Origin of the sequence: Nonomuraea sp. ATR24 (genome assembly GCF_041950485.1) — a bacterium.
Taxonomy (GTDB): domain Bacteria; phylum Actinomycetota; class Actinomycetes; order Streptosporangiales; family Streptosporangiaceae; genus Nonomuraea; species Nonomuraea ceibae.
Genome location: NZ_JBGNUU010000001.1, coordinates 778,503 through 804,214, shown reverse-complemented (window position 1 = coordinate 804,214; position 25,712 = coordinate 778,503). Strand labels below are relative to the sequence as shown.

The window sequence follows — 25,712 nt, the reverse complement described above, 5'->3', positions numbered from 1 at the left end:
CGTCAGGCCGGGTCGTCCGGAGCTCCCTCGCGGCTGGAGAGCAGACGGCGCAACGACTCCAGCCGCGCCGGATCGGCGTGCCCCTGCGCTGCCCAGGCGTCCAGCGCACAGCCGTCGGCCAGATGCGTGCACCCCTTCGGGCAGGCGACCGTGCCCTCCACCAGGTCGGGGAACGACGCCAGCACCGTCTCCACGGACACGTGCGCCAGCCCGAAACTCCGCACCCCCGGCGTGTCGATGATCCAGCCGCCCTCCGGCAGCTCCAGCGCCACGGCCGACGTGGACGTGTGCCGCCCCCGGCCCGTCACGGCGTTGACATGCGACACCGCGCGGTTCGCGTCCGGGACGAGGCTGTTGACCAGCGTCGACTTGCCCACCCCCGAATGCCCCACCAGCACGCTGATCCGGCCCGTCAGCAGCTCGCGCAACTCGTCCAGCGCCCCGCCCTTGCGCACCACCACATGCGGGACCCCCAGCGGCTCGTACAGCGCCACCAGCTCGTCCGGCGGCGCCAGGTCCGACTTCGTCAGGCACAGCAGCGCGTCGATCTCCGCGTCGAACGCCGCCACCAGCATGCGGTCGATCATGCGCGGCCGGGGCGGCGGATCGGCCAGCGCCGTCACGATCACCAGCTGATCGGCGTTCGCCACCACCGGCCGCTCGATCCCGTCCGTGTCGTCCGTGTCGTCCGCCGAACGCCGCAGCATCGACGTCCGCGGCTCCACCCGGACCACCCGGGCCAGCGTGTCAGGCTGCCCCGACACGTCGCCCACCAGCGCCACCCGGTCGCCGACCACGATCCCCTTACGGCCCAGCTCCCGCGCCTTCATGGCCACGACCAGCCGGGACGCCTGCTGCCTGCGCTTGGCCGCCGAGCCCTTGGCCCGCTCCGGCTCCACCAGCGTCGTGTAGCGGCCCCGGTCCACGGCGACCACGAACCCCTCAACGGCATCCTCGTGCGCAGGCCGAATCCGGGTCCGCGGCCTCGAACCCTTGCCCGGCCTGACCCGCACGTCGTCCTCGTCGTACTCCCGCTTTCTCAGCGGTCCACTCCCATGTGCTCGCTCGATCCTCGTCCGCCGTCGCCCCTCACGGGCGCCCGGCCCACTGCGGACCTATGCCCGCTCCACACCCGGTATCCCCCGGGAACGGCATCCCCCACCGTAACCACCCCCACTGCGGGGAAGCAGCCCCACACCACGGCGACGAAGCCCCGCCCCCTGGGCACCCCGCCCGCGAGAAGCGAACCGCCCGCCCGGGGCCGCGCGCACCCACCCGAAGGCCCCAGCCGGCGCAGCCCATACGGCGACCTGCTCGCGCGACCCGAACCCCGTACGGCGCGGACCGTCCGTGCGGACGGTTGCCCGGTCATCGGGGGGCCAGCATGGTGGTCCACATCTGGGCGAACTCCGGCAGGGTCTTGGCGGTCGTGGCGATGTTCTCGACCTCGATGCCCGGGACCGCGAGGCCGATGACGGCGCCGGCCGTGGCCATGCGGTGGTCGTCGTAGCTGTGGAAGGTGCCGCCGTGCAGGGGCCGGGGCCGGACGACGAGGCCGTCGTCGGTCTCCTCGGCGTCGCCGCCCAGGGCGTTGATCTCGGTGACGAGGGCGGCGAGCCGGTTGGTCTCGTGGCCGCGCAGGTGGGCGATGCCGCGCAGGCGGGTGGGGGAGACGGCCAGGGCGGCCAGGGCGGCGATCGTCGGGGTGAGCTCGCCGACCGCGCGCAGGTCGGCGTCGATGCCGCGGATCTCACCGGTGCCGGTGACGACCAGGTCGTCGACGCCGCCGGACGGGGCGCCTCCCCAGGCCACCCGGGCGCCCATGTCGGTGAGCAGGGTGCGCAGGGCGTCGCCCGGCTGCGTGGTCCTGAGCGGCCAGTGCGGGACGGTGACCGTGCCGCCGGTGACGAGGGCGGCCGACAGGAACGGGGCGGCGTTGGACAGATCGGGCTCCACCACCCAGTCGCGGGCCGCGATGGGGCCGGGCTCGACGCGCCACACGTCGGGCTCGCTGTCGTCGACGCGGACGCCCGCCTCGCGCAGCATGTGGATCGTCATCTCGATGTGCGGCTGGGACGGGACCGGCGGGCCGACGTGGCGGATCGTGACGCCCTTGCCGAACCGGGCGGCCGTCAGCAGCAGCCCGGAGACGAACTGCGAGGAGGCCGAGGCGTCGAGCGTGACCTCGCCGCCGGTCAGGGGGCCGTGGACGGTGAACGGCAGCGCGTCGTTGTCGACGCGGGCGCCGAGGGCGCGCAGGGCGTCGAGGATGGGGCCCATCGGGCGCTTGCGGGCGTGCGGGTCGCCGTCGAAGGAGACCGGGCCGTCGGCGAGCGCGGCCATCGGGGGGACGAAACGCATGACCGTGCCCGCGAGACCGGCGTCGATGGAGGCGCCCGCGCGGACGGGGCCGGGCGTCACCTGCCAGTCGACGCTGGACGGGGTCTCGGCCGTGGCCGTGAGCGTGGCGCCCAGGGCGCGCAGGGCCGCCGCCATCAGATCGGCGTCACGGCTGCGGAGCGCCTGGCGTACGGAACCGGGGCCGTCGGCGAGCGCGGCGAGCAGGAGGGCGCGGTTGGTCACCGACTTGGACCCGGGCAGCGGGACGGTCGCGACGACGGGTGCGGTGGCGAGCGGGGCGGGCCAGTGCGCGTTGGGCATGGCCAAAGACTACTGGCCCCGCGTGCGGGGGAGCGGTGCCCTGTGGATAAACACGGGGCGCCTGTGGACGAGCGACTCGGAGGGCCCTCCGGCGCGGATTCGCACCTGCACGCGAAAGGCGTACGTGGCAGTGTGAGGGCATGTGCGGGAGATACGCGTCGGCGCGGGACAAGCACCAGCTGCTGGAGGAGTTCCAGGTGGAGCTGGACGCCGAGCCGGACAAGGAGCTGGCGCCCGACTACAACGTGGCGCCGACGAAGAACGTCTACGCCGTGCTCAGCCGGGTCCCTAAGGACGCCGAGCGGGCGGTGCGGCAGTTGCGGGTCGTGAAGTGGGGGCTGGTGCCGGCCTGGGCGAAGGATCCGTCCGTCGGGTCACGGATGATCAACGCCAGGATCGAGACCGTGGCGGAGAAGCCGTCCTACCGGCAGGCGTTCGCCAAGCGGCGCTGCCTGCTCCCGGCCGACGGCTACTTCGAGTGGATGCCGGTCGAGGGTGACAAGAAGAAGAAACAGCCGTACTTCATCCATCCGGCCGACGGCGGGGTGCTGGCGATGGCGGGGCTGTACGAGTTCTGGAAGGACCCCTCGCGCGACGACGACGATCCGCTGAAGTGGCTGGTCACGTGCACGGTGATCACCACGGACGCGGAGGACGAGCTGGGGCGCATCCATGACCGGATGCCGATGATGATCGAGCCGGAGCGGTGGGCCGAATGGCTCGACCCGAAGCTGACCGACACGAAGGCGGCCTCGGGGCTGCTGGTGCCGGCCGATCCCGGGCGGCTGACCGCGCATCCGGTCAGCACCGAGGTCAACAATGTCCGCAACAATGGCCCGGACCTCATCAAGCCCTTGCCCGAAGGGGATTCGTAAAGGTGTAAGAAGCGCGTGTAGTGGGCATCCGGTGAGGAAAGCTTTACATCCGTTCACACGGAATCACCCCTATACAAACAGCGCCGGGCGGGATTACCGGGGATCTTTCCGCCGCGGGTTGCCCTCACTTTCCCGGAGGTGCGGATTCGTGGACGTCACGACCGCTCGTGAGCGGCTGGAAGAGATGCTGGCAGAGCTGGATCGGTCGATCGCGGTGCTCCAGGGCGATCCGGTGGCGATCCGCGAGCGTTCGGCGGCCGACGCGGGCGCGGACCTGACCGACGCCGACCGCGCGCAGGCCATGGTGGCCGTGGCCACCACGCAGCGCCGGGCGGTCGTCGAGGCGCTCAAGCGCCTGGACGAGGGCACCTACGGCAAGTGCGTCGACTGCGCCAGCCCGGTGCCCGAGGGCCGCCTGGAGGCGCGCCCCGAGGCCGCCCGGTGCGTGCAGTGCCAGGGCAAGCGGGAGCGCCGGGGCCGCTAGCCGTCGCCCGCGGGCGCTCCGCTCTTGCGGGCGCTGGCCACCAGGTGGATGCCCACCGTGTCGTCGTCGGCGGGCTTGGCCTCCAGCTCGGTGCGCACGAGATAGGCGAGGGTCCGCGTGTCGCCGCCGAGCACGTGGTCGACCGTCGACGGCGACAGCACCGTGCGCGGGCGCATCCACTCCACCTCCAGCCCGGCGCCGGCCAGCAGCTCGCGCAGCTGGCCGCTGCTGAAGCAGCGGGTGATGCTGCCGTCGGGCCACGGCACGAGCATGACCTCGCCCGTCTGCCGCAGGTGCTGCCACTGGCCCTGCTCGGCCAGGATCGCCATGCCGAGCACGAGCGAGTCGACGCACACCAGCGCCCGCCCGCCGGGGCGCAGCACCCGCGCCACGTCGCTCATCGCCGACTCGGCCATGAGCTCGATCGACATCGCCCGTTCCTCGGCGACTACCGCGTCGACGCTCTCGTCGGGCAGGAAGGACAGGTCGTCGGCGCGTACGTGACGGACGAGGTCGGCGTCGCGCAGCCGGTGGTGCCCCTCGGCGGTGCGGCGGAAGTCGAGCACCTCGATCACCCGGTGGCCGGCCCTGGCCGCGTGCCCGGACCAGCGGCCACGCCCGCCGGACAGGTCGAGGACCACGGAGGGTTCGTCAGGGAGCCATCTGGTGAGCTGTTCGGCGACGACGGCGTGATAGAAGGTCCAGTACGGCCCCAGCGTCCCTGAGCCGTTGAGTTCCTCGGCCGGAATGGGCAGCACACGCGACTCCTGGGTTCCGGAAAATGGCTACCAGCCGGTACGTATGGTTTTCCCCGCACCGGGTTGTTCGTCACCTTCTATCTTGCGGGAACAGACGAAGGCGCGGGTGTGTTGCGACGAGCATGCTCACATTGCTCGACTCCCTCCCCGGTGACCGGCCGGTCGCTGACAAGCGGGTATTCTCCCCTGAGTACGGTGTCCCGCCTCAGCAGGCCACCGGTGATCTTAGGGGGGTGGGCCCGGTGCCCGCGACAGGCGCGGAGACTCTGGAGCAGCGGAGCGAGCGTTTCGAACGCGACGTGATGCCTTATCTCGAGCAGCTCTACTCGGCCGCCCTCCGGATGACCCGAAACCCGGCGGACGCGGAGGACCTGCTGCAGGAGACCTTCGCGAAGGCGTTCGCGTCGTTCCATCAGTTCCAGCAGGGCACCAACCTCAAGGCGTGGCTCTACCGGATCCTGACGAACACGTTCATCAACACCTATCGCAAGAAGCAGCGTGAGCCGAAGCAGTCCGGCACCGAGGAGATCGAGGACTGGCAGCTCGCCCGGGCCGAGTCCCACACTTCGAGCGGCTTGAAGTCCGCCGAGGTGGAGGCGCTGGAGCACCTGCCCGACGGTGACGTCAAGCAAGCACTCGCGGCACTGCCCGAGGAGTTCCGGATCGCGGTCTACCTCGCCGACGTCGAGGGCTTCCCGTACAAGGAGATCGCCGACATCATGGGGACTCCGATCGGCACCGTGATGTCGAGGCTGCACCGTGGGCGCAGGCAGCTCAGAAGCCTCCTTGAGGACTATGCTCGCGAGCGTGGCCTGGTCCCGACGGAGGGATCGAAATGAGCTGTGGCAACCCGCATGACACCGACTGCCGCGAGGTCCTCGACAAGGTCTACGCCTACCTCGACGGCGAGCTGACCGAGCACGACGTGGCGGGCATCCGCGTCCACCTCGACGAGTGCGGTCCCTGCCTCCAGGAGTACGACCTGGACAAGGCGATCAAGCAGATCGTGGCCAAGAAGTGCGGCTGCGATCCGGTCCCGGAAGACCTGCGCGCCAAGGTTCTGGCGCGCATCGCGCAGGTACGGGCGGATCTGGCCGACTAGGATTCCCCCATGCGCGTGCTTGTTACCGGGGGTGCCGGGTTCATCGGGTCCAATCTCGTCGACCGTCTGCTCGCGGGCGGGCACGAGGTGGCCGTGGTCGACGACCTGTCCTCGGGCAGCCGCGACAACCTGGCCTCGGCCGCGCGGAGCGACCGGTTCACGCTGCACGAGCTCGACGTGCGCGACCCCGCGCTGCGGGAGCTGGCCGCCGACCTCCGGCCGGAGGTGATCTGCCATCTGGCCGCGCAGATCAGCGTGCGCAAGAGCGTCGCCGACCCGGTGCACGACGCCAGCCTCAACGTCGAGGGCACCGCCTCGGTGCTGACCGCGGCCCACGAGGGCAGCACCCGCAAGGTGGTGTTCGCCTCGTCCGTCGCGGTCTACGGCCGCCCGGCGACGATCCCGGTGCCGGGTGACGCCCCCACCGACCCGCGCTCCCCGTACGCCGCCTCCAAGCTGAGCGGCGAGACCTACCTGGCGACGTTCCGCGCCCTTTACGGGATCGAGTACACCACGCTGGTGCTGTCCAACGTCTACGGGCCGCGCCAGTCGCCCGAGGGCGAGGCCGGGGTCGTGTCGATCTTCACCGACGGGCTGCTCAACGGCACGCCCACGGTCCTCTACGGCGACGGCACGCAGACCCGCGACTACGTCTACGTCGACGACGTGGTCGACGGCTTCGTCCGGGCGTGCGGCTCCGACGGCAACGGCCGCAGGTTCAACCTCGGCACCGGCATCCAGACCACCGACCGGCGGCTGCACTCGCTGATCGCCGACGCGGCCGGCGCGCCCGACAAGCCCGGGTTCGCGCAGCCGCGCGTGGGTGACCTGCCGGCGATGGCGGTCGACCCGGTGCCCGCGTTCGAGGGGCTCGGCTGGGAACCGCGCACCGATTTGTCCACTGGTGTGAAGCTCACGGTGGAGTGGGCGCGTAGTCGCCTCCGGTAGTGGCTTGGTTACGCTTTGCTTGCGATTCGTGACTCCGCCCGTACGGGCTGTCCTTCTTCTGTAGCGTGAGCCCCAGGAGTCGACGTGGAGGCGAGTGGATGTTGAAGGCAATGGTCGCCAGGCTGTTCACGGCCGCCGTGCTCATCGCCCCCGTGGTCGCGGTGATCGCGGGCGGAGCGCTGCCGCCAGGGGTTTCCTGGACCTGATGCGCGTGGGGGGCCGCAATGCGTGATCTGCCGTGGCCCGCGAGGGTCTACCTGCTGGGCGTCATCGGCGCCGCGGCGGCCCTCATCGGGCGCAGCGTGGTCACCTCCGGCGCGCTGGTGGCGCCGGACAATCTCGACGTGCTGCTCGTGCTCGTGCTGCTGTTCCTGGTGTGCGAGTCGATGCCGACGCTGCTCAACGTGGAGCAGTTCGCGGTGTCGGTCAGCTTCTCGGCCGCGCTGGCCGCGGTGGTGCTGATCGGCCCGGAGGGGGCGGCGCTCGTCGGGCTCACCGCCGTGCTCAGCGTCCGCCCCGGGCTGCCGCTGATCAAACGGGTGTTCAACGGGGCCCAGTTCGCCATCTGCGGCTTCGCGGCCGGCGGCGTGTACGTGTGGCTCGGCGGCGCGGTCGGCGTGCCCGAGGTCGCCGCCTTCGACGACCTGATCGGCCCCTACGCCGCGGCCACCGCCGTGTTCGTGCCGCTCAACATCCTGCTCACGCTCACCATGATCAGGCTGGCCACCCACGTCAGGGCCGAGGAGGTGCCGCTGCGCGGGCTGGCCCAGTTCCTGCTGTCCTACCTGGGCTACGGCACGTTCGGGCTGCTGGTGGCCGGGCTGTGGGCCACCGTGCAGTCGATCTCGGCCGTGCTCGTGCTGGTGCCGCTGTTCGTCGCGCGCTGGGCCTTCGGCCAGTATCACGCGCAGCAGCGCTCCTACGACGCCACGATGGCCGCCCTGTGCCAGGCCGTGGAGACCAAGGACTACTACACCAGAGGCCACTGCACCCGGGTCTCGCTCGCCTCCACCATGATCGCGCAGGAGGTCGGCATGGGCATGGAACGGCTGCGCGCCATCCGCTACGCCGGCATGCTGCACGACGTGGGCAAGCTCGGCGTGCCGACCAAGGTGCTGCAGAAGGACGGGCCGCTGACCGAGGAGGAGTTCGCCGCGATCCAGCTCCATCCGATGCGCGGGCTGGAGATCGTGCAGGGCATCGACTTCCTCGACGAGGCGTTCGCCGGGATCATGCACCACCACGAGCGCCACGACGGCAAGGGCTATCCGATGGGGCTGGCCGCCGACGAGATCCCGGAGTTCGCCCGGATCATCGCCGTGGCCGACGCGTTCGACTCGATGACCTCCGACCGCTCCTACCGGGGCGCCCGGCCGGTCGAGGTGGCGGTGGAGGAGCTGCGCAAGGGCGCCGGCACCCAGTTCGACCCGGTCATGGTGGCCGCGTTCGTCAAGGCGCTGGAGCACAACCCGTGGCAGCCGCCGCGCCGCGTCGACCCGCCGACGCCCGAGGACGCCGAGACGCACATCAAGGACCATGACGACCCGACGATGCCCATCGAAGTGGTGACGGGGCAGTGACCTACCAGCGGCTGGGCACCGGCCGGCTCCTCCTCGTCGGCGCGGCCGGGCTCGTCTCCGTGGCCGGGATCGCGCACACCTCGGCCGTCGGGCTCGACCGGCCGGAGATCGCGGTCGGGTTCGGCGCGCTGATCGCGGTCGGCGAGCTGGCCAGGCTCACCATGCCGGGCAACCGCGAGGTCGCCCCGATCGGCGCCGCCGCCGCGCTCGGCTACACGCTGCTGCTCGACCTCAGCCAGGTCCCGCTGCGCCACTCCGCGCTCCAGGTCGTGGCCGTGATCGCGGTCGGCATGATCGCGGGCGCGCTGCCCCACCTGGCCGTCGGGCGTCCGCCGCGCCTCGACGCCATGGCCCGCCGCCTGCTCACCGCCGCGCTGCTGGCCTTCGCCTTCCGCCCGCTGGCCGACCCCCTCTACCGGCTCACCCAGGGCGAGTCGGGCACGTGGTGGCCGGCTCTCGGCCTGATGGTGGCGCTCACCAGCCTCTCGCTGCTGATCGACGTGGTGGTCGCCGCGATGCTGCGGGCCGAGGAGATGCGCACCGCGTTCCGGGTGGCCGTGCGCGACGAGATCAACGTCGCCTTCCCGCTCGGGGTCGCCGTCGCCTCCTCCGGCGTGCTGCTCGCGCTGGCCACCCACAGCATGGACCTGGTGGCGCTGCTCGTCTTCGCGGCCCCGCTGCTCGTCACCCAGGTGGCCTTCCGCAAGTACGCCGGCATCCGGGCCACCTACCTGCAGACCGTGCGCGCCCTGTCGCGGGTCACCGAGGTCGGCGGCTACGTCGAGCCCGGCCACTCGCGCCGGGTCAGCCGCCTGGCCGTGGCGATCGGCAGGGAGCTGGGCATGGCCGAGCCGGAGCTGCTGGAGCTGGAGTACGCCGCGCTCATGCACGACATCGGCCAGCTCTCGCTGCGCGACCCGATCCCCGGCGGCGCGACCGTCCTGACCGACCCCGAGCAGGCGCGCAGCATCGCCGAGCTGGGCGCCGAGGTGATCAGGCAGACCGGCGTGCTCGACCGGGTGGCCGATCTGGTCAGCCGCCAGTGCGACCCGGTGAGCGAGGACCCGCCGCTGTCGAGCCGCATCATCAAGGTGGCCAACGCCTACGACGACCTGCTCGGCGGCTCGACCGACCGCGACCGCGCGGGCGCCGCGCTGGAGCGGCTCAGGCTCGCCGCCGGCACCGCGTACGATGCGGAGGCGGTCGAGGCGCTGGCCCGCGTCACCGGCCGCACGGCCCTGCGGCGCTGACGGCGGGGTTTTCGGTCCTGTAGATTCCCGCACTACGGCCCCTTCGCGCACGTGCCACGGCGCTGTAGGTCCTCGCAGTACGGCGCGCCCGCCCACGGGTTTCGGCACTGCCTCATTTGTAGGAAACCTACAGATCCGATTGTCCGGATCGGTGGTTTCGGGGGAAAGGGCTGGCGGCCCCGGCGGTCGTAGGGTTGGCGACGTGCTTAATGAGACGCTCGGACCCGTCCTGATCGCCAACCGAGGGGAGATCGCGCGCCGGATCATCCGCACGGTCCAGCGGCTGGGCCTGCGCGCCATAGCGGTCCACTCCGAGGCCGACGCCGACCTGCCGTACGTGCGCGAGGCCGACGAGGCCGTGCTGATCGGGCCGGCCAACCCCGCGCAGAGCTACCTCGACCCGGTCAAGGTGCTGGAGGCGGCCCGCGCCACGGGCGCCCGGTCGATCCACCCCGGCTACGGGTTCCTGGCCGAGAACGCGGGCTTCGCCGAGGCCGTCATCGCCGCGGGCATGGTGTGGATCGGCCCCGCCCCCGAGGCCATCGACCGGATGGGCGACAAGATCAACGCCCGTAACCTCATGGAGGACGCCGGCGTCCCGGTGGCCGCCGGCACCCGTGAGCCCGTCACCGACCTGGGCCTGGCCATGACGGCGGCCAAGGAGATCGGCTATCCCGTCATGGTCAAGACCGCCGGAGGCGGCGGCGGGATCGGCATGAGCGTCGCGCATGACGACGACGAGCTGGCCAAGGCGTTCGACCAGGCGTCCCGGGCGGCGCTGCGATTCGCGGCGGCTGCGGCGGCGGGCGGCGCGGGCGACGTGCTCGCCGGTCCGGCCATCCTGCTGGAGCGCTACATCGAGCGAGCCCGCCACGTCGAGGTGCAGATCCTCGGCCGCCCCGACGGCACCGTCGTGGCGCTGGGCGAGCGCGACTGCTCGGTGCAGCGCCGCCACCAGAAGGTCGTGGAGGAGACGCCGTCGCCCGGCATCACGCCCGAGCTGCGCGAGCGCATGCTGGCCGCGGCCGTGCGCGCCGGCGAGGCCGTCGGCTATCTCGGCGCCGGCACCGTGGAGTGCCTGGTCGACGCCGACGCCCAGGACTTCGTCTTCCTGGAGATGAACACCCGGCTCCAGGTGGAGCACCCGGTCACCGAGCTCGTCACCGGCCTCGACCTGGTCGAGCTGCAGCTGCGGGTCGCCGCCGGGGAGAGCCCCGAGATCACGCCCGAGGTCAGCGGGCACGCCATCGAGTTCCGCGTGTACGCCGAGGACCCCAAGCGGTTCTTCCCCGGACCTGGCAAGATCACCGCATGGACCGAGCCCGCGGGCGACGGCGTGCGCGTCGACTCGGGCTACGAGTCGGGCAACACGGTGACCCCGTTCTACGACCCGCTCATGGCCAAGCTCTGCGTGCACGGCGCCACCCGCGCCGAGGCGCTGGAGCGGGCCCGGGAGGCGGTGGCCGGGTTCACCGTCGAGGGGCCCAAGAACAACCTGCCGTTCTGCGCGGAGCTGCTGGACAACGACGAGTTCGTCACCGGCGACTATGACACGGGCCTGGTAGGGCGGATGCGCGCCAAGCGTGCGTAAGACTGTTGGATCATTGGAAGAGGGGAGTCGCGGTGGCTGAGGTCCGAGCTGAGATGGTGGCGAACGTGTGGAAGGTCGTCGTCCGGGAGGGCGACGAGGTTTCCGACGGTGACACGCTGGTCATCCTGGAGTCGATGAAGATGGAGATCCCGGTGCTCGCCGAGGACGACGGCGTGGTGGCCCAGCTCAAGGTGGCCGAGGGCGACGTGATCCAGGAAGGCGACCTGATCGCCGTCATCGAGTGACGCGCGCCAGGAACCTCTCGCGGTCGACGACGACGCGCTCGATCACGCCTCTGGCGACGAGCGCGTGTTTGTCGCTGGCCTGGAAGCCGAAGACCAGCCGCCTGCCGTCGACCTCGGTCAGCTCCACGCCGATGCTCACGTGGGCGCCGACGGGGCTGGCCGCCAGGTGTTCGAGCTCGACCCGGGTGCCGACCGACGTCTCGCCCGGCTTGAGGTGCGGGGCCGCGGCCTGGAGGGTCGCCTGCTCGGCCAGCGCCAGCAGGCGCGGCGTGGCGAGCACGGGCACGTCGCCGCTGCCGATCTTCTCGGCGGTGTCGCTCCGCTCGACCATGGTGAGCAGCTGGGAGCGGAGACCCGGAGCGAGCGTCATGCCGTCAGCTTAGTGTGGCGCGGTGATCTGTCCGAAAACGGGGACAAGCAGGGTTCGCAGGCCGCAGGATAGGGTGGGACAACTTGTGGCATTTGTGTGGCGTGTGAGGAATGTGAGTCGTACACTCTCCGAGTTCCGTGACCTCCGTGTGACCGCACCGCGACACAAGTTCGCTTTGTTGAGAACCCTGGGGTGGGAGAGGGTCTAGAGGCAGGGGGTAGCGGGGGAGTCATGGTGGCCCAAGGGACGACGCTTGCGGGGCGGTATCGCCTGGATACCCGCATCGGCGCCGGAGGAATGGGCGAGGTTTGGCGCGGCGAAGACACCGTCCTCGCGCGGACCGTCGCCGTCAAGGTGCTGCTCCCGGGCCGTATGCAGGACCCCGGTTTCCTCGCCCGCTTCCAGGGGGAAGCGCGCGCGATGGCGACGATCAACCACCCCGGCGTGGTCGACGTCTACGACTACGGGGTCAGCGGCGACACCGTCTACCTGGTGATGAAGTTCGTCGACGGCGAACCGCTCGACCGCCTGCTGGGCCGGCTCGGCCGGATCTCGCCGCAGCCCGCCATGGAGCTCATCGCCCAGGCCGCCTCGGCGCTCCAGGCCGTGCACGACCAGGGCATCGTGCACCGCGACGTCAAGCCGGGCAACCTGCTGGTGCAGCGCGACGGCACGCTCGTCATCACCGACTTCGGCATCGCCCGCTCCGACCTGGCCAACCGGCTCACCGACGCCGGCATGGTGCTCGGCACCGCCGCCTACTGCGCGCCCGAGCAGGCCGAGGGCGCCCCGGTCACGCCGGCCGTCGACATCTACGCGCTCGGCGTCGTCGCCTACGAGTGCCTGGCCGGTCAGCGGCCGTTCGACGGCGACAGCCCGGTCACGATCGCGCTCAAGCACATCCGCGAGGCGCCGCCGCCGCTGCCGCCCGACATCCCCGGGCCGGTGCGCGCGCTGGTCGAGCGGGCCCTGTCGAAGGACCCGGCGCGGCGCTTCCCCAGCGCCAGGGCGATGAGCGACGCGGCCCGCATGGTCGCCACCGGCGAGATCCCGATGACCCAGGCGGCCCTGCCGACCACCGGCGCCACCATGGCCCCGCCGCCCGAGGCGTATCAGACGGGCGCGGTGCAGGCTCCTCCCGAGGCCACGACCGTGGCGGGCCAGCGCCAGGGCAGCCGGCGCGCGGCCAAGGCTCCGCGCCGGGGCGGCCTGGTGGCCGGGCTCGCCGCCGTGCTGGTGCTCGGCGTGGGCGCGGGCGCGGTCGCGCTGACCAACATGAGCGCCGAGGGCGACCCGATCGCCCAGCCGACCCCGACGCCGACCGTCACCGAGTCCAAGCCTGAGAAGCCGGCGGAGAAGCCGACGAAGACCCCCAGGGCGAGGCCGTCGACCAAGCCTCCGAGGGAGCAGTCGATCGAGAACAGGACGACGCCCACCCCCGAGGAGACCGAGCCCACCGAGTCTCCGACCCCGACCCCCACGCCCACCCCGACGAAGACGACCACGAAGTCCCCCTCGCCGACGCCCAAGCCGAAGAAGGAGGTGCCGTACATCGTCAACATGCCTTACCCGCAGGCCCTGGCCAAGATCAAGCAGGCCGGTTTCGGGTTCAAGGCCGACGACCAGACCGACGGCACCCTGCCCGACATGTGCAAGATGGTCGGCCAGAGCTTCCCCAACGGCGGCGAGATGCTGGAGGTGGGCAAGACGGTCGAGGCGGTGCTGATCCCCACCCCGACCTGTAACACGCCCACCCCGACCGTGACCGCCACGACCACGGTCAAGCCGTAGTCACACCCCCGTGGTGTTGCGGGGGTAGGCGACCTGCGGGTCGGTCGCGATGTTGACCATGTACGGGATGCCGGAGTCGAAGGCGCGGCGCAGCGCGGGCCCGATCTCTGACGCCTTGGTGACCAGCTCGCCGCCGCCGCCCAGCGCGGTGACCACCTGGTCGTAGCGGCACTGCGGCTGCAGCTCGGCGGCCACGTCGTAGCCGTACAGGAGCTGCATCGGGTGCTTCTCCAGCCCCCAGATGCCGTTGTTGCCGCAGATCATGACGACCGGGAGCCGGTGCCGGACGAGCGTGTCGACGTCCATGAGGGAGAAACCGGCCGCGCCGTCGCCGAGCAGCAGCACCACCTGGGAGGACGGCCTGGCCAGGCGGGCGGCGATGCTGTAGCCGAGTCCGGTGCCGAGGCAGCCGTACGGGCCGGGGTCGAGCCAGTTGCCGGGCCGGCGGGGCTCGACGTACTTGCCCGCGTAGGACACGAAGTCGCCGCCGTCGCCGATCACCACGGCGTCGTCGGCGAGGACCTTGCCGAGCTCGCCGTAGATGCGCATGGGGTGGATCGGGTCGGAGTCGGAGGCGAGCAGGGCGGCGTCGCCGGCGATGGCGGCCGCGGCGGTGTCGGCGAGCGTGTTGACCCAGCTCTCGTAGCGGCTCGGCTTGACGCCGGCTTCGCCGCAGGCCGTGCCGAGGCTCCACAGGACGACCGACAGGTCGCCGGCGGCGGAGGCGACGGGCTTCATGTGGGTGGTGATGCCGGACGGCGCGTCGGCGATGTGCACCACCTTGGCCAGCGGGGCGCCGTCCTTGCCGCCGAACCAGCCGTAGCCGAGGCGGAAGTCGAGCGGGGTGCCGATGACGACGACCAGGTCGGCCTGGGCGAAGGCGAGGCCGCGGGCGCGGGTGACGAGCAGGTCGTGCCCGGCGGGCAGGATGCCGCGGCCCTGGCCGTTGGGGATGACGGGCAGCCGCCAGGTCTCGGCGAAGTCGCGGGCGGCCTCCTCGGCCCGGTCCATCCACACGTCGGACCCGTACACGAGCACGGGCCGCTCGGCCTCGGCGATCAGGGCGGCGATGGCGCGCAGGTCGTCGGGGTCGGGCTCCAGCGGCGACGGCGACTGGGTGCTCGGCTCCGGCACGGGGGCGGGCGAGAACAGGTGGTCCATGTGGACGTCGAGGAAGACGGGGCCGCGGTGCGGCGCGACGGCGGTGCGGAAGGCGGTCTCGACGTCCTGGCCGACGGAGTCGGCGCCGGAGGCGGTGAACGCCAGCTTGGTGATCGGCGTGAACAGCGGCGGGTGGTCCATCTCCTGGAGGGCGCCGCTGCCCCAGCGCGACTGCGGGGCGCGCCCGCCCAGGACGACGACGGGGGAGCCGTTGAAGTGCGCGGTGGCCACGCCGCTGACGCCGTTGGTGATGCCGGGCCCGGCGGTCAGCACCGCCAGGCCGGGGTTGCGGGTCAGCCGGGCGGTGGCCTCCGCGGCGAAGACCGCGCTCTGCTCGTGGCGCACGTCGAGGATGCGCATGCCCTCGTGCTGGGCGCCGTCGTAAAGGGGAAAGACATGCCCGCCCGACAGGGTGAACATGGTCTCGACACCATAGGCCTTGGACACGGCGACAGCGGCGTCACCGGCGTGCTTCGCAGACTCCATGCCGGGAACTTACCAACCAGTCACAAAAGTAAACAGAGCTTCAGCAGCATATGGACACCTCGCCGTCGGGCGTCGAGACGGTGATCTTCCTGGACGAGCCTGGGTCGCTGACCGGGGTCATGATCACCTGTGGCGCGCTGGTCGACAGGTCGTAGGCGCCGGGCGGAAGCTCCATGTCGATGTTGCCGGAGGTCTTGACGATCGCGCGCACCTCGCTGGGCGGCGTCATGAACGACAGGTCGAGGTCGCCCGAGCTCACCTCCACGTCCACCTGCTCGCTGCGCAGGGAGTCGCCCCGGACGCTGCCCGACCCGCTCCTGGCGTGCACCTTGCCGGGCAGGTCGTCCAGGCGGACGGCGCCGGAGACGGTGGCGACGCGGATGTCACCGGCGATGTCGTCGACGGCCAGGAAGCCGGAGGCGGTCCTGGCGTCCACGCTGACGTGCTGCGGCACCAGGACCTGGTAGCCGATCTCGCAGACCGGCGCGGTCAGGTAGCCGGCGCCTGGGCAGGAGGAGTCCAGGCGCAGGGTCCGGCCGTCCCAGTCCTCCGACACGCTGGGCTTCTCCTGTGACCAGCGCATCGACCGGATGAGGAGGATCTGCCCGGCTTCGCCCCGATGGACCTGCACGCTCACGGCCCCCTCCCCGATCACGCGCAGCGTGGTCAGCGCCTCGACCGCGATGACGCGCTCGGTGGTCTCGGTGGGCTCACGGGCGGTGGCGAACCCGCGCCAGATGATCGCGGTCGACACCGTCACCGCGATCACGGTCAGCACCGAGCCGAGGGTCAGCCAGAGCGCTCTCACGGCATGCTCCTGATCTTGAGGAACTGGAGCACGGCCAGCACCCGACGATGATCGCCCTCGGCCGGAGGCAGGTCGAGCTTGGCGAAGATGTTGCCGATGTGCTTGCCCACGGCGCCCTCGCTGAGCACGAGCTGCGCGCCGATGCCCGCGTTGGAGCGGCCCTCGGCCATGAGCTTGAGCACCTCGTGCTCGCGCGGCGTCAGCCGGTCCAGCGGGTCGCTGTGGCCGCGCAGCAGGAGCTGGGAGACCACCTCGGGGTCCAGCGCGGTGCCGCCGCCCGCCACCCGGCGCAGCGCGTCGACGAACTCGGCCACGTCCGCCACCCGGTCCTTCAGCAGGTAGCCGACGCCGCCGGCGGCCGAGGCGAGAAGCTGGGCGGCGTAGCGCTCCTCGACGTACTGCGAGAGCACCAGCACGGCCAGCGACGGCTGCTGGCGGCGCAGCACGAGCGCGGCCCGCAGCCCCTCGTCGGTGTGCGTGGGCGGCATCCGCACGTCGGTGAGCACCAGGTCGGGCCGGTGCTCCTCGGCGGCCCGCAGCAGCCCTTCGGCCTCGGCCACGGCGGCCACGATCTCCAGCCCGGCCGCCTCCAGCAGCCGGACGAGCCCCTCGCGCAGCAGCACGGAGTCCTCGGCGAGCACTACTCGCACGGCAGGTCCACCTCGATCGTCGTCGGGCCGCCGAGCGGGCTGCTCAGCCGCAGCCTGCCGTCCACGGCGTCGATGCGCTGCGCCAGACCGCGCAGCCCGGTGCCGCTGTCGAGGCGGGCCCCGCCGCAGCCGTCGTCGTAGACGAGCACGTGCAGCCGGTCGCGCTCGCGCCGCACGCTCACCTCGGCCTTGGTGGCCGCGGCGTGCTTGGCGATGTTGGTCAGTGCCTCGGACACGATGAAGAATGCCACCGCCTCGATCGTCGGAGTGGCGCGGCGCTCGATGTCGACGCGCAACCGCACCGGGATGGGGGCCCGCGCGGCCACGCCGGACAGCGCCGCGTCGAGGCCCTGGTCGTTGAGCACGGCCGGATGCAGGCCGCGGACGAAGTCGCGCAGCTCCTTGAGCGCCTGCTTGGCCTCCTCGTGCGCGTGCTCGATGGCCTCGCGGGCCGGTTCCGGCAGGTCGGTGAGCGTGGCGCGGGCCAGGCCCAGGTTCATCGCCAGCGACACCAGCCGCTGCTGGGCGCCGTCGTGCAGGTCACGCTCGATGCGCCGCCGCTCGGCATCGGCGGCGTCGATCACGCCGGCGCGGCTCTCGGTCAGCGTCTCGATGCGCCGCCCCAGCTCGTCGCGGCTGGGGCCGAGCAGCGCCCGCGCCACCGACAGGTCCAGCATCGCCATCCCGCGCGCCAGCACGGGCGCGATCAGCAGGAGTACGGCCCCCGCCACGATGTAGGTGGTGACCACGTTCGGGTCGCGCAGGTCGAACAGGAAGGTCAGCGGCGGCGGTTGGATCAGCGGCGGCAGGAAGGCCAGCAGCCCCACCAGCGCCGCGCCCCACGTCGCCGCGACCAGGAACACCGCCAGCCCGCTGACCAGCGGCGACAGCAGATGGTAGGCGATCTGCCGCCACAGGCTGGAGGTGCGCCAGCTGCGCGCGGGCGGCACCGGCGGGATGCGCTCGCCCAGAAACGCCTCGAACCGGGAGCGCTGCACCCGCGTGAACCAGGGCACGCCGCGCCGCAGCACGGGCGGGGCCACGGCCGACGCGAGCGTCAGCACCGCGAGCGCGAACGCGACGGGCAGCCCGGTCATCACGTGGGCCGTGTCGAGCCACGCCGTGGCCACCCGGGGTCGTTTCATGCCTCCACGGTATTGACTCCTGGGAGCTGCCGGACATGGGCCTGGTGTGCGCGACCAGGGTGGGGCTAGCCCCACCCCCCGACGCTAGGCGCGGCTGGCCGGCCGGGCGCGCACGTGCATCCGCTCGCCCTGGCGGCCGAACAGGCTGAGGATCTCCACCGGCTGGTCGTCGGCGCTGCCGAACCAGTGCGGCAGCCGCGTGTCGAACTCGGCGGCCTCGCCCGCCTTCATCACCAGGTCACGGTCGGCCAGCAGCAGCCGCAGCCGCCCGGACAGCACGTACATCCACTCGTAGCCCTCGTGCGTCTGCTGCTCGGGGACGCCCGGCTCCGGCATGATGACCATCTTGAACGCCTGCAGCGCCCCGGGCTGGCGGGTCAGCGGCAGGACGGTGCGGCCGTGCATCTTGCGCGGCACGGCGCGCACCCTCGGGTCGCCCACCTCCGGCGCGCCCACCAGCTCCTCCAGGGGCACCTGGTAGGCCTGGGCGACCGGCAGCAGCAGCTCGAGGCTGGGCCGCCGCTGCCCGGACTCCAGGCGCGACAGCGTGCTCGTGGAGATGCCGGTGGCCTCGGCCAGCGCCGACAGCGTCAGGCCGCGCTCGGCGCGCAGCCGTTTGAGCCGCGGGCCGACCTGGGCGAGCACCTCTTCGATCGCGGCGATGTTGTCCATGACGTCTCCAGCATCCCGGAAAGAGCAACAGAACTTGCCACATCCGGCGGCTCAGCGCAAGGTCCCCCGGAACGCGGCGGGGTCGAAGGCGCCGCCGAGCGTCACGGCGAGCCCGCGCCGCGCCGCGTCGGCGAAGGCGTCGCCGGACAGCCGCCCGGCCCCTTCGGGCAGCGCGCCGGCCAGCGGCCGGGCGGCCAGCATCTCCAGGTCGGTCACGTTGCTCCGCTCGGCGATCCCCGGCTCGGCCGGCCACGCGCCGATGACCACGCCCGCCAGGTCGAGGCCGCGGTGCGCGAGCGCCTCCAGCGTCAGCGCGGTGTGGTTGAGCGTGCCGCGCCCGGCCGGGGCCACCACGAGCACCGGCGCGCCCAGCAGTCTGGCCAGGTCGGCGATCGTCGCGCCGTCCTCGTCGTAGCGCACCAGCAGCCCGCCGGCGCCCTCCACGACGACCAGCCGGTTGCTCTCGGCCAGCTCGCGGATCCGGCGGGCGGCCTGCGGCATCGACACCGGGGGCAGCCCGGCGGCCCGCGCCGCGGCGGCCGGCGACAGCGGCGCGTCGAAGCGGGCGAGCTCGAACGTGGTCGTCACCCCGGACATCCGGATGACCTCGTCCACGTCGCCGGGCCCGCCGGGGGCGACGCCGGTCTGGGCGGGTTTCACCACGGCCACGCTCGCCCCCCGGCCCCGCGCCAGCACGGCCAGGGCGGCGCACACGACCGTCTTGCCCACCCCGGAGTCGGTCCCGCTGACCACGATCACGCTCACGCGGCCAAGCGTAGTCAGGGGCGGCGCAGCCTGGTGACGAACTTGTAGCGGTCGCCCCGGTAGAGCGACTGCGCCCACTCCACCGGATTGCCGTCGGCGTCGAAGGCGTGGCGGGTCAGCAGCAGCATGGGCAGCCCCACGTCCACGCCCAGCAGCTTCGCGTCGTACGGCGTGGCGAGGACGGTCTCGATGATCTCCTCGGCGTCGGTGAGCCGTACGTTGTAGGCGTTGTGCAGCGTCTCGTACAGGGAGGAGTGCACCTCGAGCTCGCGGCGCAGGCGCGGGAAGCGCCGCGCCGACAGGTGCGTGGTGTCGACCGAGACCGGCTCGCCGTTGGCCAGCCGCAGCCGGTGGATGCGCAGCACGCGGCCGCCCGGGTTGATCGCCAGGCGGCGGGCCAGCGCCTCGTCGGCGGTGATGTAGCCGATCTCCAGGATCTTGGTGTCGGGCTCCAGGCCGGCCGTGCGCAGGTCGCCGATGTAGGAGGTGAGCTGCAGCACCTGCGCGACCTTGGGTTGCGCGACGAACGTGCCCTTGCCCTGGATGCGCAGCAGCCGGCCCTCCACGACCAGCTCGGTCAGCGCCTGCCTGACCGTGGTGCGCGAGGTCTCGAAGCGTACGGCGAGCGTCCGCTCGGGCGGCAGCGCGGAACCCGGCGCGAGCGTCTTGGTCAGCTCGAGCAGGGCCCGTTTCACGTCGTAGTACTTCGGTACGCGAGGGCCGTCGTCTGTCACGCTCTCACCTTCACTTCTGCCGAGCGCCAATCCGGGCAGCTCAGGCTGATGGTGAAGGATAACCGCTGCGGCAGGCCAGGCCGCAACCGCTGTGATGGTCTTCACAGCCCCTGACCCGCCCGAAAAGGCGGCGGCGGTTTGGCTGTTGGCCCCGACAGCACGCATGATGCACTCGTGCCGACTCTCAGCGACCTCGTCGTCCGCCACACCGCGCTCGACGGGGCGGATCTCGACTGGCTGCATTCGCTGGTCTCCGACTGGCAGCTGCTGGCCGATCTGTCGTTCGCGGACCTCATCCTGTGGGCGCCGCTGCTGGGCGAGGGCGGCTGGATCGCGATCGCGCAGATGCGGCCCACGACCGGGCCGACGGTCTACCACGACGACGTCGTCGGCACGGTGGTGGCCAAGGGCGAGCGCCCGCTGATCGACACGGCCTGGGACGAGCGGCGCATCTGCCGTGAGGGCGACCCCGACTGGTCCACGGGCGTGCCCGTGCGCGAGGAGACGATCCCCGTACGGCGTGCCGTCCCCGACGGCGAGGCCCGGTTCCTCGGGGTGATCCAGCGCTCGACGAACCTGTCGTCCGCGCGCACCCCGTCGCGGCTGGAGCTGACCTATCTGCAGAGCGCCTCCGACCTGGCGCAGATGGTGGCCGAGGGGCGGTTCCCGTTCTCGGGCGAGGAGCCGATCCTGGTCCGCTCGCCGCGCGTCGGCGACGGGCTGCTGCGGCTCGACCGGGCCGGGCGGGTGACCTACGCCTCGCCCAACGCGCTGTCGGCCTACCGGCGGCTGGGGCTGCACGCCGACCTGGTGGGGGCCGAGCTCGGCCGGGTGACCGCGACGCTGTGCTACTCCGACGAGCCGATCAACGAAGACCTGATGATCGTGGCCAGCGGGCGGGCGGCCAAGGAGACCGAGGTGGAGTCCGGCGGCACGATCGTGCAGCTCCGGGCGATCCCGCTGATCGTCGGCGGCGGCCGGATCGGCGCACTGGTGCTCATCCGCGACGTGACCGAGCTGCGGCGGCGCGAGCGCGAGCTGATGACCAAGGACGCGACGATCCGCGAGATCCACCACCGGGTGAAGAACAACCTGCAGACCGTGGCCGCGCTGCTGCGGCTGCAGGCCAGGCGGCTGCGGGTGCCGGAGGGCCGCGAGGCGCTGGAGGAGGCGGTGCGGCGGGTCGGCTCGATCGCGATCGTGCACGAGACGCTCTCGCACGCGCCCGAGGAGTTCGTCGACTTCGACGACATCGCCGACCGGGTGATCGCGATGGCGGGCGAGGTGTCGGCGCCGGAGGCGGCGGTGACGCCGCGCCGGGTGGGGGCGTTCGGCGTGCTGCCGTCGCTCATCGCCACGCCGCTGGCCATGGCGCTCACCGAGCTGCTGCAGAACGCGTTGCAGCACGGCCGGCCGGAGCGGCTTCAGGTGATGGTGGAGCCGGGGCCGGAGCGCCTGCACGTGGTCGTCTGGGACGACGGTCAGGGGCTGCCCGCGGACTTCGACCTCGACAGTTCGACCAGCCTCGGGCTGCAGATCGTGCGCACGCTCGTCGAGGGGGAGCTGTCGGGCAAGCTGTCGGTCCTGCCGCGCGAGGGCGGCGGCACGGAGGTCACGCTGTCGATCCCGCTGCCCGCTTCATGAGCGCCAGATGAGCTGAACGCCGCGTCCCTTCGATCAGGGACGCGGCGTGGTCCTGGCGGACAGTCGATCGCACCAGGCGGTTCGGCTCGCTGCGGGTTTCAGGCGGGTCTCCTTCTGGCGGGCTCAGGCAGTCGCGCGGGCGCGGGCACGGGCACTGCGGCGCTTGAGCGCGCGACGCTCGTCCTCGCTGAGGCCGCCCCAGACGCCCGCGTCCTGGCCGGACTCCAGCGCCCACTTCAGGCAGGCTTCCATGGCCGAACAGGAACGGCAGACCTGCTTGGCCTCTTCGATCTGCATGAGTGCCGGTCCGGTGTTCCCGATCGGGAAGAACAGCTCGGGGTCCACGTCACGGCAGGCAGCTCGGTGGCGCCAGTCCATGCGTCCACTCCTTAGTAGATGGAGCCTGAGATGGGCTCCGTGCGGCATCCTTTGTGAAAGGTTTCACTAACCCGTGCGAACAAGTCCCCGGATCAGGTGAACCGGGGATGCCCGCGGACGGCGGAGGACCCTTGGGGGTTGTTAAAGGTCCTACGTTCCGACGTCAGTGTTGAGCTTTTCAGCCACGGAGAGTGCACGCAAGAGGGTACGGCCGAAGTTTTGGCGGTAATGGATGTCGGATGCGTCACACAATGACCGAATGTAACCAGCTAGACCAGAACTTGTAATGCGTTCGGGATAGACCGGAACGTTACGGATTCGCGTTCTCCCAGGTAGTCCCCGTCCAGTTGGAAGGCCACCGGGCGGGCCGCGGTGAGCGTGAACTCGGCCTCGTCGTGCAGCTGGACGAGGTGCCGGCCGCCCGGAAGGCGCTCACTCTCCGTGAGGATGTGACGGATCACCGGGGCCAGCGTCAGCGGACCGATCCGGCGCAGCCCGAGCAGGTCGAGCCCCGTCTCGAACGAGGCCCACGGGGTCGGCCGGACCGGCCGCGTGCCCACGTACGTCCACGGCGAAGTGTTGGACACGATCGCCATGAACAGCCCCTCGGCCGCCGGGATGCCGGGACCCGTCAGCGTCATCGCGGGATGCCTCTTGTCCGTGGCCAGATAGTGCCTCAGGGCCGTGTTCACATACCGGCCAGGGGTAGCCTTCCGCCCGGCCCCGCGCAGGCCCTCCACGGCCCTTACGACCTCGGCGTCGTAGCCCATCCCCGAGCAGAACGTGAAGTAGCGGCTCTCGCCGTCCCACAGCGCCTGCCCCAGGCCCACGCCGCGCCGCCGCCCGTCGCGCAGCGCCTCCAGCACCGCGCCCGTGGCCTCGACCGGATCGTTGGGCAGCCCGAGCGCCCTGGCGAACACGTTCGCGCTGCCGCCCGGGATGACGACGAGCGCCGGGCGGCCGGTGTCGTCGCCGTCGACCGGGTTCAGCAGCCCGTTGACGGTCTCGTTGATCGTCCCGTCGCCGCCCAGCACGGCCACCATGTCGAACCCCTTGGCCCGCGCGGTGGCCGCGAGCATCGCCGCGTGCCCCCGGTAGGCGGTCTCCTCGACGCTGAGGTCCACGGCCGCGCCGAACGCCCGGATGAGCACGTCGCGGGTGCGGGCGTTGGTGGTGGTGGCCTTGGGGTTGACCAGGAGCATCGCGCGCATATGGCCAGCGTAACCGGTGGTGCCTGTCGATATTGTCGTGAAAAATCCCATTCATCGGGTGTGTACGGCGGCGAACGGGGCAGCGGTGGCGGCGGATAGGGTGCGGGGTGTGTCGAAGCGTCCGTGGAGCCTGGTTGCCGCCGCCCTCGTCGTCGCCCTCGAAGGGCTGATCGCGCTCGGGCTGGGCGTCTACGTCGGGGTGGAGACGGTGTCCGGGACCCCGGCCAACCTGACCGCCGCGCTGGCCGAGGCCGCCTTCGGGCTGCTGATCGGCGCGGGGCTGCTCTGGGTCGCCTGGGGCGGCCTGCTGGCCGCCGAGCGCTGGGGGCGGGCGCCGGCCGTGCTCGCGCAGATCTTCCTGATCCCCATCTCCGTCACGCTCTTCGACTCCGGCCGTCCCGAGCTCGGCATCCCGCTCCTGGTGGTGGCCCTGATCGGCCTCGTCGGCCTGCTCGCCCCGCCCACCACCCGCGCGCTCTACGGCGACGAGTCCTGACCTGTACGGGCGCGGCCACGGCGCCCATAATGCGGCCATGGGCCGTCTGGTCGTACATCTGACGAGGTTCGCCGGGGCGATCGCGGCGATCGGGGCAGTCGCGTACACGATCAACGCGATGACCAGGACCGGCGGCTACGTCACCGTCACGGTGCTGTCGCTGCGCACAGGCGTGCCGCTCGCCGGGAGCTCCGCCGTCCGGCGGAGGGAGAGCGTGCTGGACGTCTGGGGCTCCACGTTGGCGGAGCAGTTCCTGTCACGGGCCGACGTGCTGCTCGCCGGGCTGAGCGCGGGAGTGGCCGCGCTGCTGCTGCCCGCGGTGCTGCGCGCCCTCATGGCGGGACGGCCGCTGGGGAGGGGGGAGGCGGCGCGACTCGGCTGGATCGCCCTCGCGGTGACTGTGGCCGTCGTCGCCGGTCCCTGGCTGACCAGGACGGCCACGGCGGCGGTGATCGATCGGGCCGGGCTCGGCAGCACGTTCGCGCCGGCGTCCGGCGCCGAATGGGGCGCGGGCTGGCCGGTGGCCGCGCTGCTGCTCGTGCTCGCCGTGGCGGCGCGGGCGGGAGCGAGAAGAACGGAAGCGGCCGAAGCCGCTTCCGCGGGTTAGTCGTCGGCCGTCAGGCCCTCGCGGAGCTGGGCCAGGGTGCGGGCCAGCAGCCGCGAGACGTGCATCTGCGAGATGCCGAGCTCGGTGGCGATCTGCGACTGGGTCATGTTGCCGAAGAACCGCAGCAGCAGGATGCGCTTCTCGCGCGGCGGCAGCCGCTCCAGCAGCGGCTTGAGCGACTCGCGGTATTCGACCCCCTCCAGCGACTCGTCCACGATGCCCAGCGAGTCGGACACCGCGGGGGCGTCGTCGTCGCCGGAGTCGGGCGCGTCGAGGGACACGGTGGAGTAGGCGTTGGCCGACTCCAGGCCCTCCAGCACCTCCTCCTCGGTCATCTTGAGGTAGGTGGCGAGCTCGGCCACGGTGGGCGCGCGGCCCTCGCGCTGCGACAGCTCGCTGATGGCCTTCGTCAGCGAGAGCTTGAGCTCCTGCAGGCGGCGCGGCACGCGCACCGCCCAGCCCTTGTCGCGGAAGTGCCGCTTGATCTCGCCGACGATGGTGGGCGTGGCGTAGGTGGAGAACTCCACGCCACGGTTGAGGTCGAACCGGTCGATGGACTTGATCAGGCCGATCGTGGCGACCTGGGTCAGGTCGTCGAGCCATTCGCCGCGGTTGCGGAAGCGGCGCGCGAGGTATTCGACCAGCGGAAGGTGAAGCTCGACCAGCTCGTCCCTGATGCGCTGGCGCCGGGGCTCGTCAGGGCCGAGTTCGGACAGCTCGGCGAAGAGCATGCGAGCCCGCACCCTGTCGGGCACGGCGTGTTCGCTGGTGGCCATGGCTCCAGTCCTTTCCGTCACGCCGGCCTCGCCGCGCCTCGGCGCTTACGCAGGACGATCGCCATGCGATCGGGGGAGTCGGTCACCGCGTCGACGTCGTCGGCCAGGGCGGTCAGCACCATCCAGGCGAAGTCATCGCGTTTGGGCGCGGAGCTCCCGACCGTGGCCACCTCGACGCGAACCTGCATCTCCTGGCCGGTCAGCTCGAACTCGGCGGTCAGGTCGGTGCCCGGCACGGCCTCGTTGAGCAGCATGGCGCACGCCTCGTCGACCGCGATCCGCAGATCCTCGATCTCGTCCAGCGTGAAGTCGAGCCGGGCGGCCAACCCGGCGGTGGCCGTACGCAACACGGACAGGTAGGCGCTGTCGGCGGGGAGCCTGATGCTCACCACGTCGCGGATGGCGGCCTCGCCTGTCGCACGCGTCTCGGTTTCCTCGGTCACGTTCCTCCTCGCGTATACGACGCCTACTGCAACTTACCGCCCCCGGGAGGTGCTTGGCGGATTCAGACTCGCCATCAGCGA

The 25,712-nt window shown here is 71.8% G+C and carries 28 protein-coding genes; 13 read left to right on the top strand and 15 right to left on the bottom strand.

From position 1 onward, the window contains the following. Window positions 1-2: 2 nt before the first annotated feature. Complete coding sequence (gene rsgA, locus ACBI99_RS03795; protein ID WP_375071679.1) at window positions 3-1,070, bottom strand: ribosome small subunit-dependent GTPase A; 1,068 nt, start codon at window positions 1,068-1,070, stop codon at window positions 3-5. 298 nt (window positions 1,071-1,368) lie between these two features. Continuing rightward, on the bottom strand, window positions 1,369-2,661 hold the full coding sequence (aroA, locus tag ACBI99_RS03790; RefSeq protein ID WP_219500818.1) for a 3-phosphoshikimate 1-carboxyvinyltransferase: 1,293 nt from the start codon (window positions 2,659-2,661) through the stop codon (window positions 1,369-1,371). Between the two features lie 140 nt (window positions 2,662-2,801). On the opposite strand from aroA, the gene ACBI99_RS03785 reads away from it, so the two are divergent. Next, on the top strand, window positions 2,802-3,536 hold the full coding sequence (locus tag ACBI99_RS03785; protein ID WP_219500820.1) for an SOS response-associated peptidase: 735 nt from the start codon (window positions 2,802-2,804) through the stop codon (window positions 3,534-3,536). 148 nt (window positions 3,537-3,684) lie between these two features. Next, on the top strand, window positions 3,685-4,020 hold the full coding sequence (locus tag ACBI99_RS03780; RefSeq protein ID WP_219500822.1) for a TraR/DksA family transcriptional regulator: 336 nt from the start codon (window positions 3,685-3,687) through the stop codon (window positions 4,018-4,020). Here ACBI99_RS03780 and ACBI99_RS03775 read toward each other — a convergent pair. Continuing rightward, window positions 4,017-4,778 carry a methyltransferase domain-containing protein gene (locus ACBI99_RS03775; protein ID WP_219500824.1) on the bottom strand — a complete coding sequence of 254 codons (762 nt, stop codon included), beginning with the start codon at window positions 4,776-4,778 and terminating at the stop codon, window positions 4,017-4,019. The genes ACBI99_RS03780 and ACBI99_RS03775 overlap by 4 nt on opposite strands. A 122-nt stretch (window positions 4,779-4,900) precedes the next feature. Between ACBI99_RS03775 and ACBI99_RS03770 the strand changes: the two genes are divergently transcribed. The 7 genes from ACBI99_RS03770 to ACBI99_RS03740 all read left to right on the top strand — a co-directional run bounded on the left by ACBI99_RS03770 (window position 4,901) and on the right by ACBI99_RS03740 (window position 11,494). Further along, window positions 4,901-5,617 carry a sigma-70 family RNA polymerase sigma factor gene (locus tag ACBI99_RS03770; protein WP_375071666.1) on the top strand — a complete coding sequence of 239 codons (717 nt, stop codon included), beginning with the start codon at window positions 4,901-4,903 and terminating at the stop codon, window positions 5,615-5,617. Continuing rightward, the gene (rsrA, locus tag ACBI99_RS03765; RefSeq protein ID WP_219500826.1) at window positions 5,614-5,880 is read left to right on the top strand and encodes a mycothiol system anti-sigma-R factor; all 267 of its coding nucleotides are present in this window, start codon (window positions 5,614-5,616) and stop codon (window positions 5,878-5,880) included. The genes ACBI99_RS03770 and rsrA overlap by 4 nt, the downstream gene beginning before the upstream one ends. A 9-nt stretch (window positions 5,881-5,889) precedes the next feature. Next, entirely contained in the window at window positions 5,890-6,828 is a 939-nt protein-coding gene (locus ACBI99_RS03760) for an NAD-dependent epimerase/dehydratase family protein (protein WP_219500828.1), read from the top strand. Window positions 6,829-7,052: 224 nt separating this feature from the next. Then, window positions 7,053-8,408: an HD-GYP domain-containing protein gene (locus ACBI99_RS03755; protein ID WP_219500830.1), complete on the top strand. Its 1,356-nt coding sequence runs from the start codon at window positions 7,053-7,055 to the stop codon at window positions 8,406-8,408. Next, window positions 8,405-9,658: an HD domain-containing phosphohydrolase gene (locus ACBI99_RS03750; protein ID WP_219500832.1), complete on the top strand. Its 1,254-nt coding sequence runs from the start codon at window positions 8,405-8,407 to the stop codon at window positions 9,656-9,658. Before ACBI99_RS03755 ends, ACBI99_RS03750 begins: the two co-directional genes overlap by 4 nt. A gap of 202 nt (window positions 9,659-9,860) precedes the next feature. Then, the gene (locus tag ACBI99_RS03745; protein WP_357590224.1) at window positions 9,861-11,249 is read left to right on the top strand and encodes a biotin carboxylase N-terminal domain-containing protein; all 1,389 of its coding nucleotides are present in this window, start codon (window positions 9,861-9,863) and stop codon (window positions 11,247-11,249) included. A gap of 32 nt (window positions 11,250-11,281) precedes the next feature. Next, window positions 11,282-11,494: a biotin/lipoyl-binding carrier protein gene (locus ACBI99_RS03740; RefSeq protein WP_156325834.1), complete on the top strand. Its 213-nt coding sequence runs from the start codon at window positions 11,282-11,284 to the stop codon at window positions 11,492-11,494. Here ACBI99_RS03740 and ACBI99_RS03735 read toward each other — a convergent pair. Then, window positions 11,484-11,864, bottom strand: coding sequence for a thioesterase family protein (locus ACBI99_RS03735; protein ID WP_246644102.1), 381 nt, complete (start codon window positions 11,862-11,864; stop codon window positions 11,484-11,486). The two genes, ACBI99_RS03740 and ACBI99_RS03735, sit on opposite strands and share 11 nt — an antisense overlap. 231 nt (window positions 11,865-12,095) lie before the next feature. Between ACBI99_RS03735 and ACBI99_RS03730 the strand changes: the two genes are divergently transcribed. Then, window positions 12,096-13,655, top strand: coding sequence for a protein kinase (locus ACBI99_RS03730; RefSeq protein ID WP_375071664.1), 1,560 nt, complete (start codon window positions 12,096-12,098; stop codon window positions 13,653-13,655). On the opposite strand, the gene ACBI99_RS03725 is transcribed toward ACBI99_RS03730, so the two are convergent. The 7 genes from ACBI99_RS03725 to ACBI99_RS03695 form a co-directional block, all read right to left on the bottom strand. Continuing rightward, window positions 13,656-15,302 (bottom strand): acetolactate synthase, encoded by a 1,647-nt coding sequence (locus ACBI99_RS03725; RefSeq protein ID WP_375071663.1) that lies wholly within the window; start codon window positions 15,300-15,302, stop codon window positions 13,656-13,658. 40 nt (window positions 15,303-15,342) lie between these two features. After that, a complete protein-coding gene (locus ACBI99_RS03720; RefSeq protein ID WP_219500840.1) occupies window positions 15,343-16,110 on the bottom strand; it encodes a DUF4097 domain-containing protein in 768 nt (255 codons plus the stop codon). Continuing rightward, window positions 16,107-16,760, bottom strand: coding sequence for a response regulator transcription factor (locus tag ACBI99_RS03715; RefSeq protein ID WP_219500842.1), 654 nt, complete (start codon window positions 16,758-16,760; stop codon window positions 16,107-16,109). Before ACBI99_RS03715 ends, ACBI99_RS03720 begins: the two co-directional genes overlap by 4 nt. After that, window positions 16,751-17,905 (bottom strand): sensor histidine kinase, encoded by a 1,155-nt coding sequence (locus ACBI99_RS03710; protein WP_219500844.1) that lies wholly within the window; start codon window positions 17,903-17,905, stop codon window positions 16,751-16,753. Before ACBI99_RS03710 ends, ACBI99_RS03715 begins: the two co-directional genes overlap by 10 nt. 84 nt (window positions 17,906-17,989) lie before the next feature. Further along, entirely contained in the window at window positions 17,990-18,577 is a 588-nt protein-coding gene (locus ACBI99_RS03705; protein ID WP_219500846.1) for a helix-turn-helix domain-containing protein, read from the bottom strand. Between the two features lie 51 nt (window positions 18,578-18,628). Then, entirely contained in the window at window positions 18,629-19,342 is a 714-nt protein-coding gene (bioD, locus tag ACBI99_RS03700) for a dethiobiotin synthase (RefSeq protein ID WP_357590228.1), read from the bottom strand. A 14-nt stretch (window positions 19,343-19,356) separates the two neighbouring features. Beyond that, complete coding sequence (locus ACBI99_RS03695; protein WP_049569261.1) at window positions 19,357-20,076, bottom strand: GntR family transcriptional regulator; 720 nt, start codon at window positions 20,074-20,076, stop codon at window positions 19,357-19,359. A gap of 174 nt (window positions 20,077-20,250) precedes the next feature. Between ACBI99_RS03695 and ACBI99_RS03690 the strand changes: the two genes are divergently transcribed. Further along, window positions 20,251-21,720, top strand: coding sequence for a histidine kinase N-terminal domain-containing protein (locus ACBI99_RS03690; protein WP_357590230.1), 1,470 nt, complete (start codon window positions 20,251-20,253; stop codon window positions 21,718-21,720). Window positions 21,721-21,843: 123 nt separating this feature from the next. On the opposite strand, the gene ACBI99_RS03685 is transcribed toward ACBI99_RS03690, so the two are convergent. Together ACBI99_RS03685 and ACBI99_RS03680 are read right to left on the bottom strand one after the other, a co-directional pair. Further along, window positions 21,844-22,098, bottom strand: coding sequence for a WhiB family transcriptional regulator (locus ACBI99_RS03685; RefSeq protein ID WP_049569263.1), 255 nt, complete (start codon window positions 22,096-22,098; stop codon window positions 21,844-21,846). A gap of 269 nt (window positions 22,099-22,367) precedes the next feature. Beyond that, entirely contained in the window at window positions 22,368-23,309 is a 942-nt protein-coding gene (locus ACBI99_RS03680) for a diacylglycerol kinase family protein (RefSeq protein ID WP_219500853.1), read from the bottom strand. A 109-nt stretch (window positions 23,310-23,418) separates the two neighbouring features. Between ACBI99_RS03680 and ACBI99_RS03675 the strand changes: the two genes are divergently transcribed. Continuing rightward, window positions 23,419-23,805 carry a hypothetical protein gene (locus ACBI99_RS03675; RefSeq protein ID WP_219500855.1) on the top strand — a complete coding sequence of 129 codons (387 nt, stop codon included), beginning with the start codon at window positions 23,419-23,421 and terminating at the stop codon, window positions 23,803-23,805. Window positions 23,806-23,842: 37 nt separating this feature from the next. Continuing rightward, window positions 23,843-24,412: a hypothetical protein gene (locus tag ACBI99_RS03670; protein ID WP_375071662.1), complete on the top strand. Its 570-nt coding sequence runs from the start codon at window positions 23,843-23,845 to the stop codon at window positions 24,410-24,412. On the opposite strand, the gene ACBI99_RS03665 is transcribed toward ACBI99_RS03670, so the two are convergent. Together ACBI99_RS03665 and ACBI99_RS03660 are read right to left on the bottom strand one after the other, a co-directional pair. Beyond that, window positions 24,409-25,188, bottom strand: a complete 780-nt coding sequence (locus ACBI99_RS03665) for an RNA polymerase sigma factor SigF (RefSeq protein ID WP_219500859.1) — start codon at window positions 25,186-25,188, stop codon at window positions 24,409-24,411. The two genes, ACBI99_RS03670 and ACBI99_RS03665, sit on opposite strands and share 4 nt — an antisense overlap. Before the next feature lie 17 nt (window positions 25,189-25,205). Further along, window positions 25,206-25,631, bottom strand: a complete 426-nt coding sequence (locus ACBI99_RS03660) for an anti-sigma factor (RefSeq protein WP_049569269.1) — start codon at window positions 25,629-25,631, stop codon at window positions 25,206-25,208. Between the last annotated feature and the right edge of the window lie 81 nt (window positions 25,632-25,712).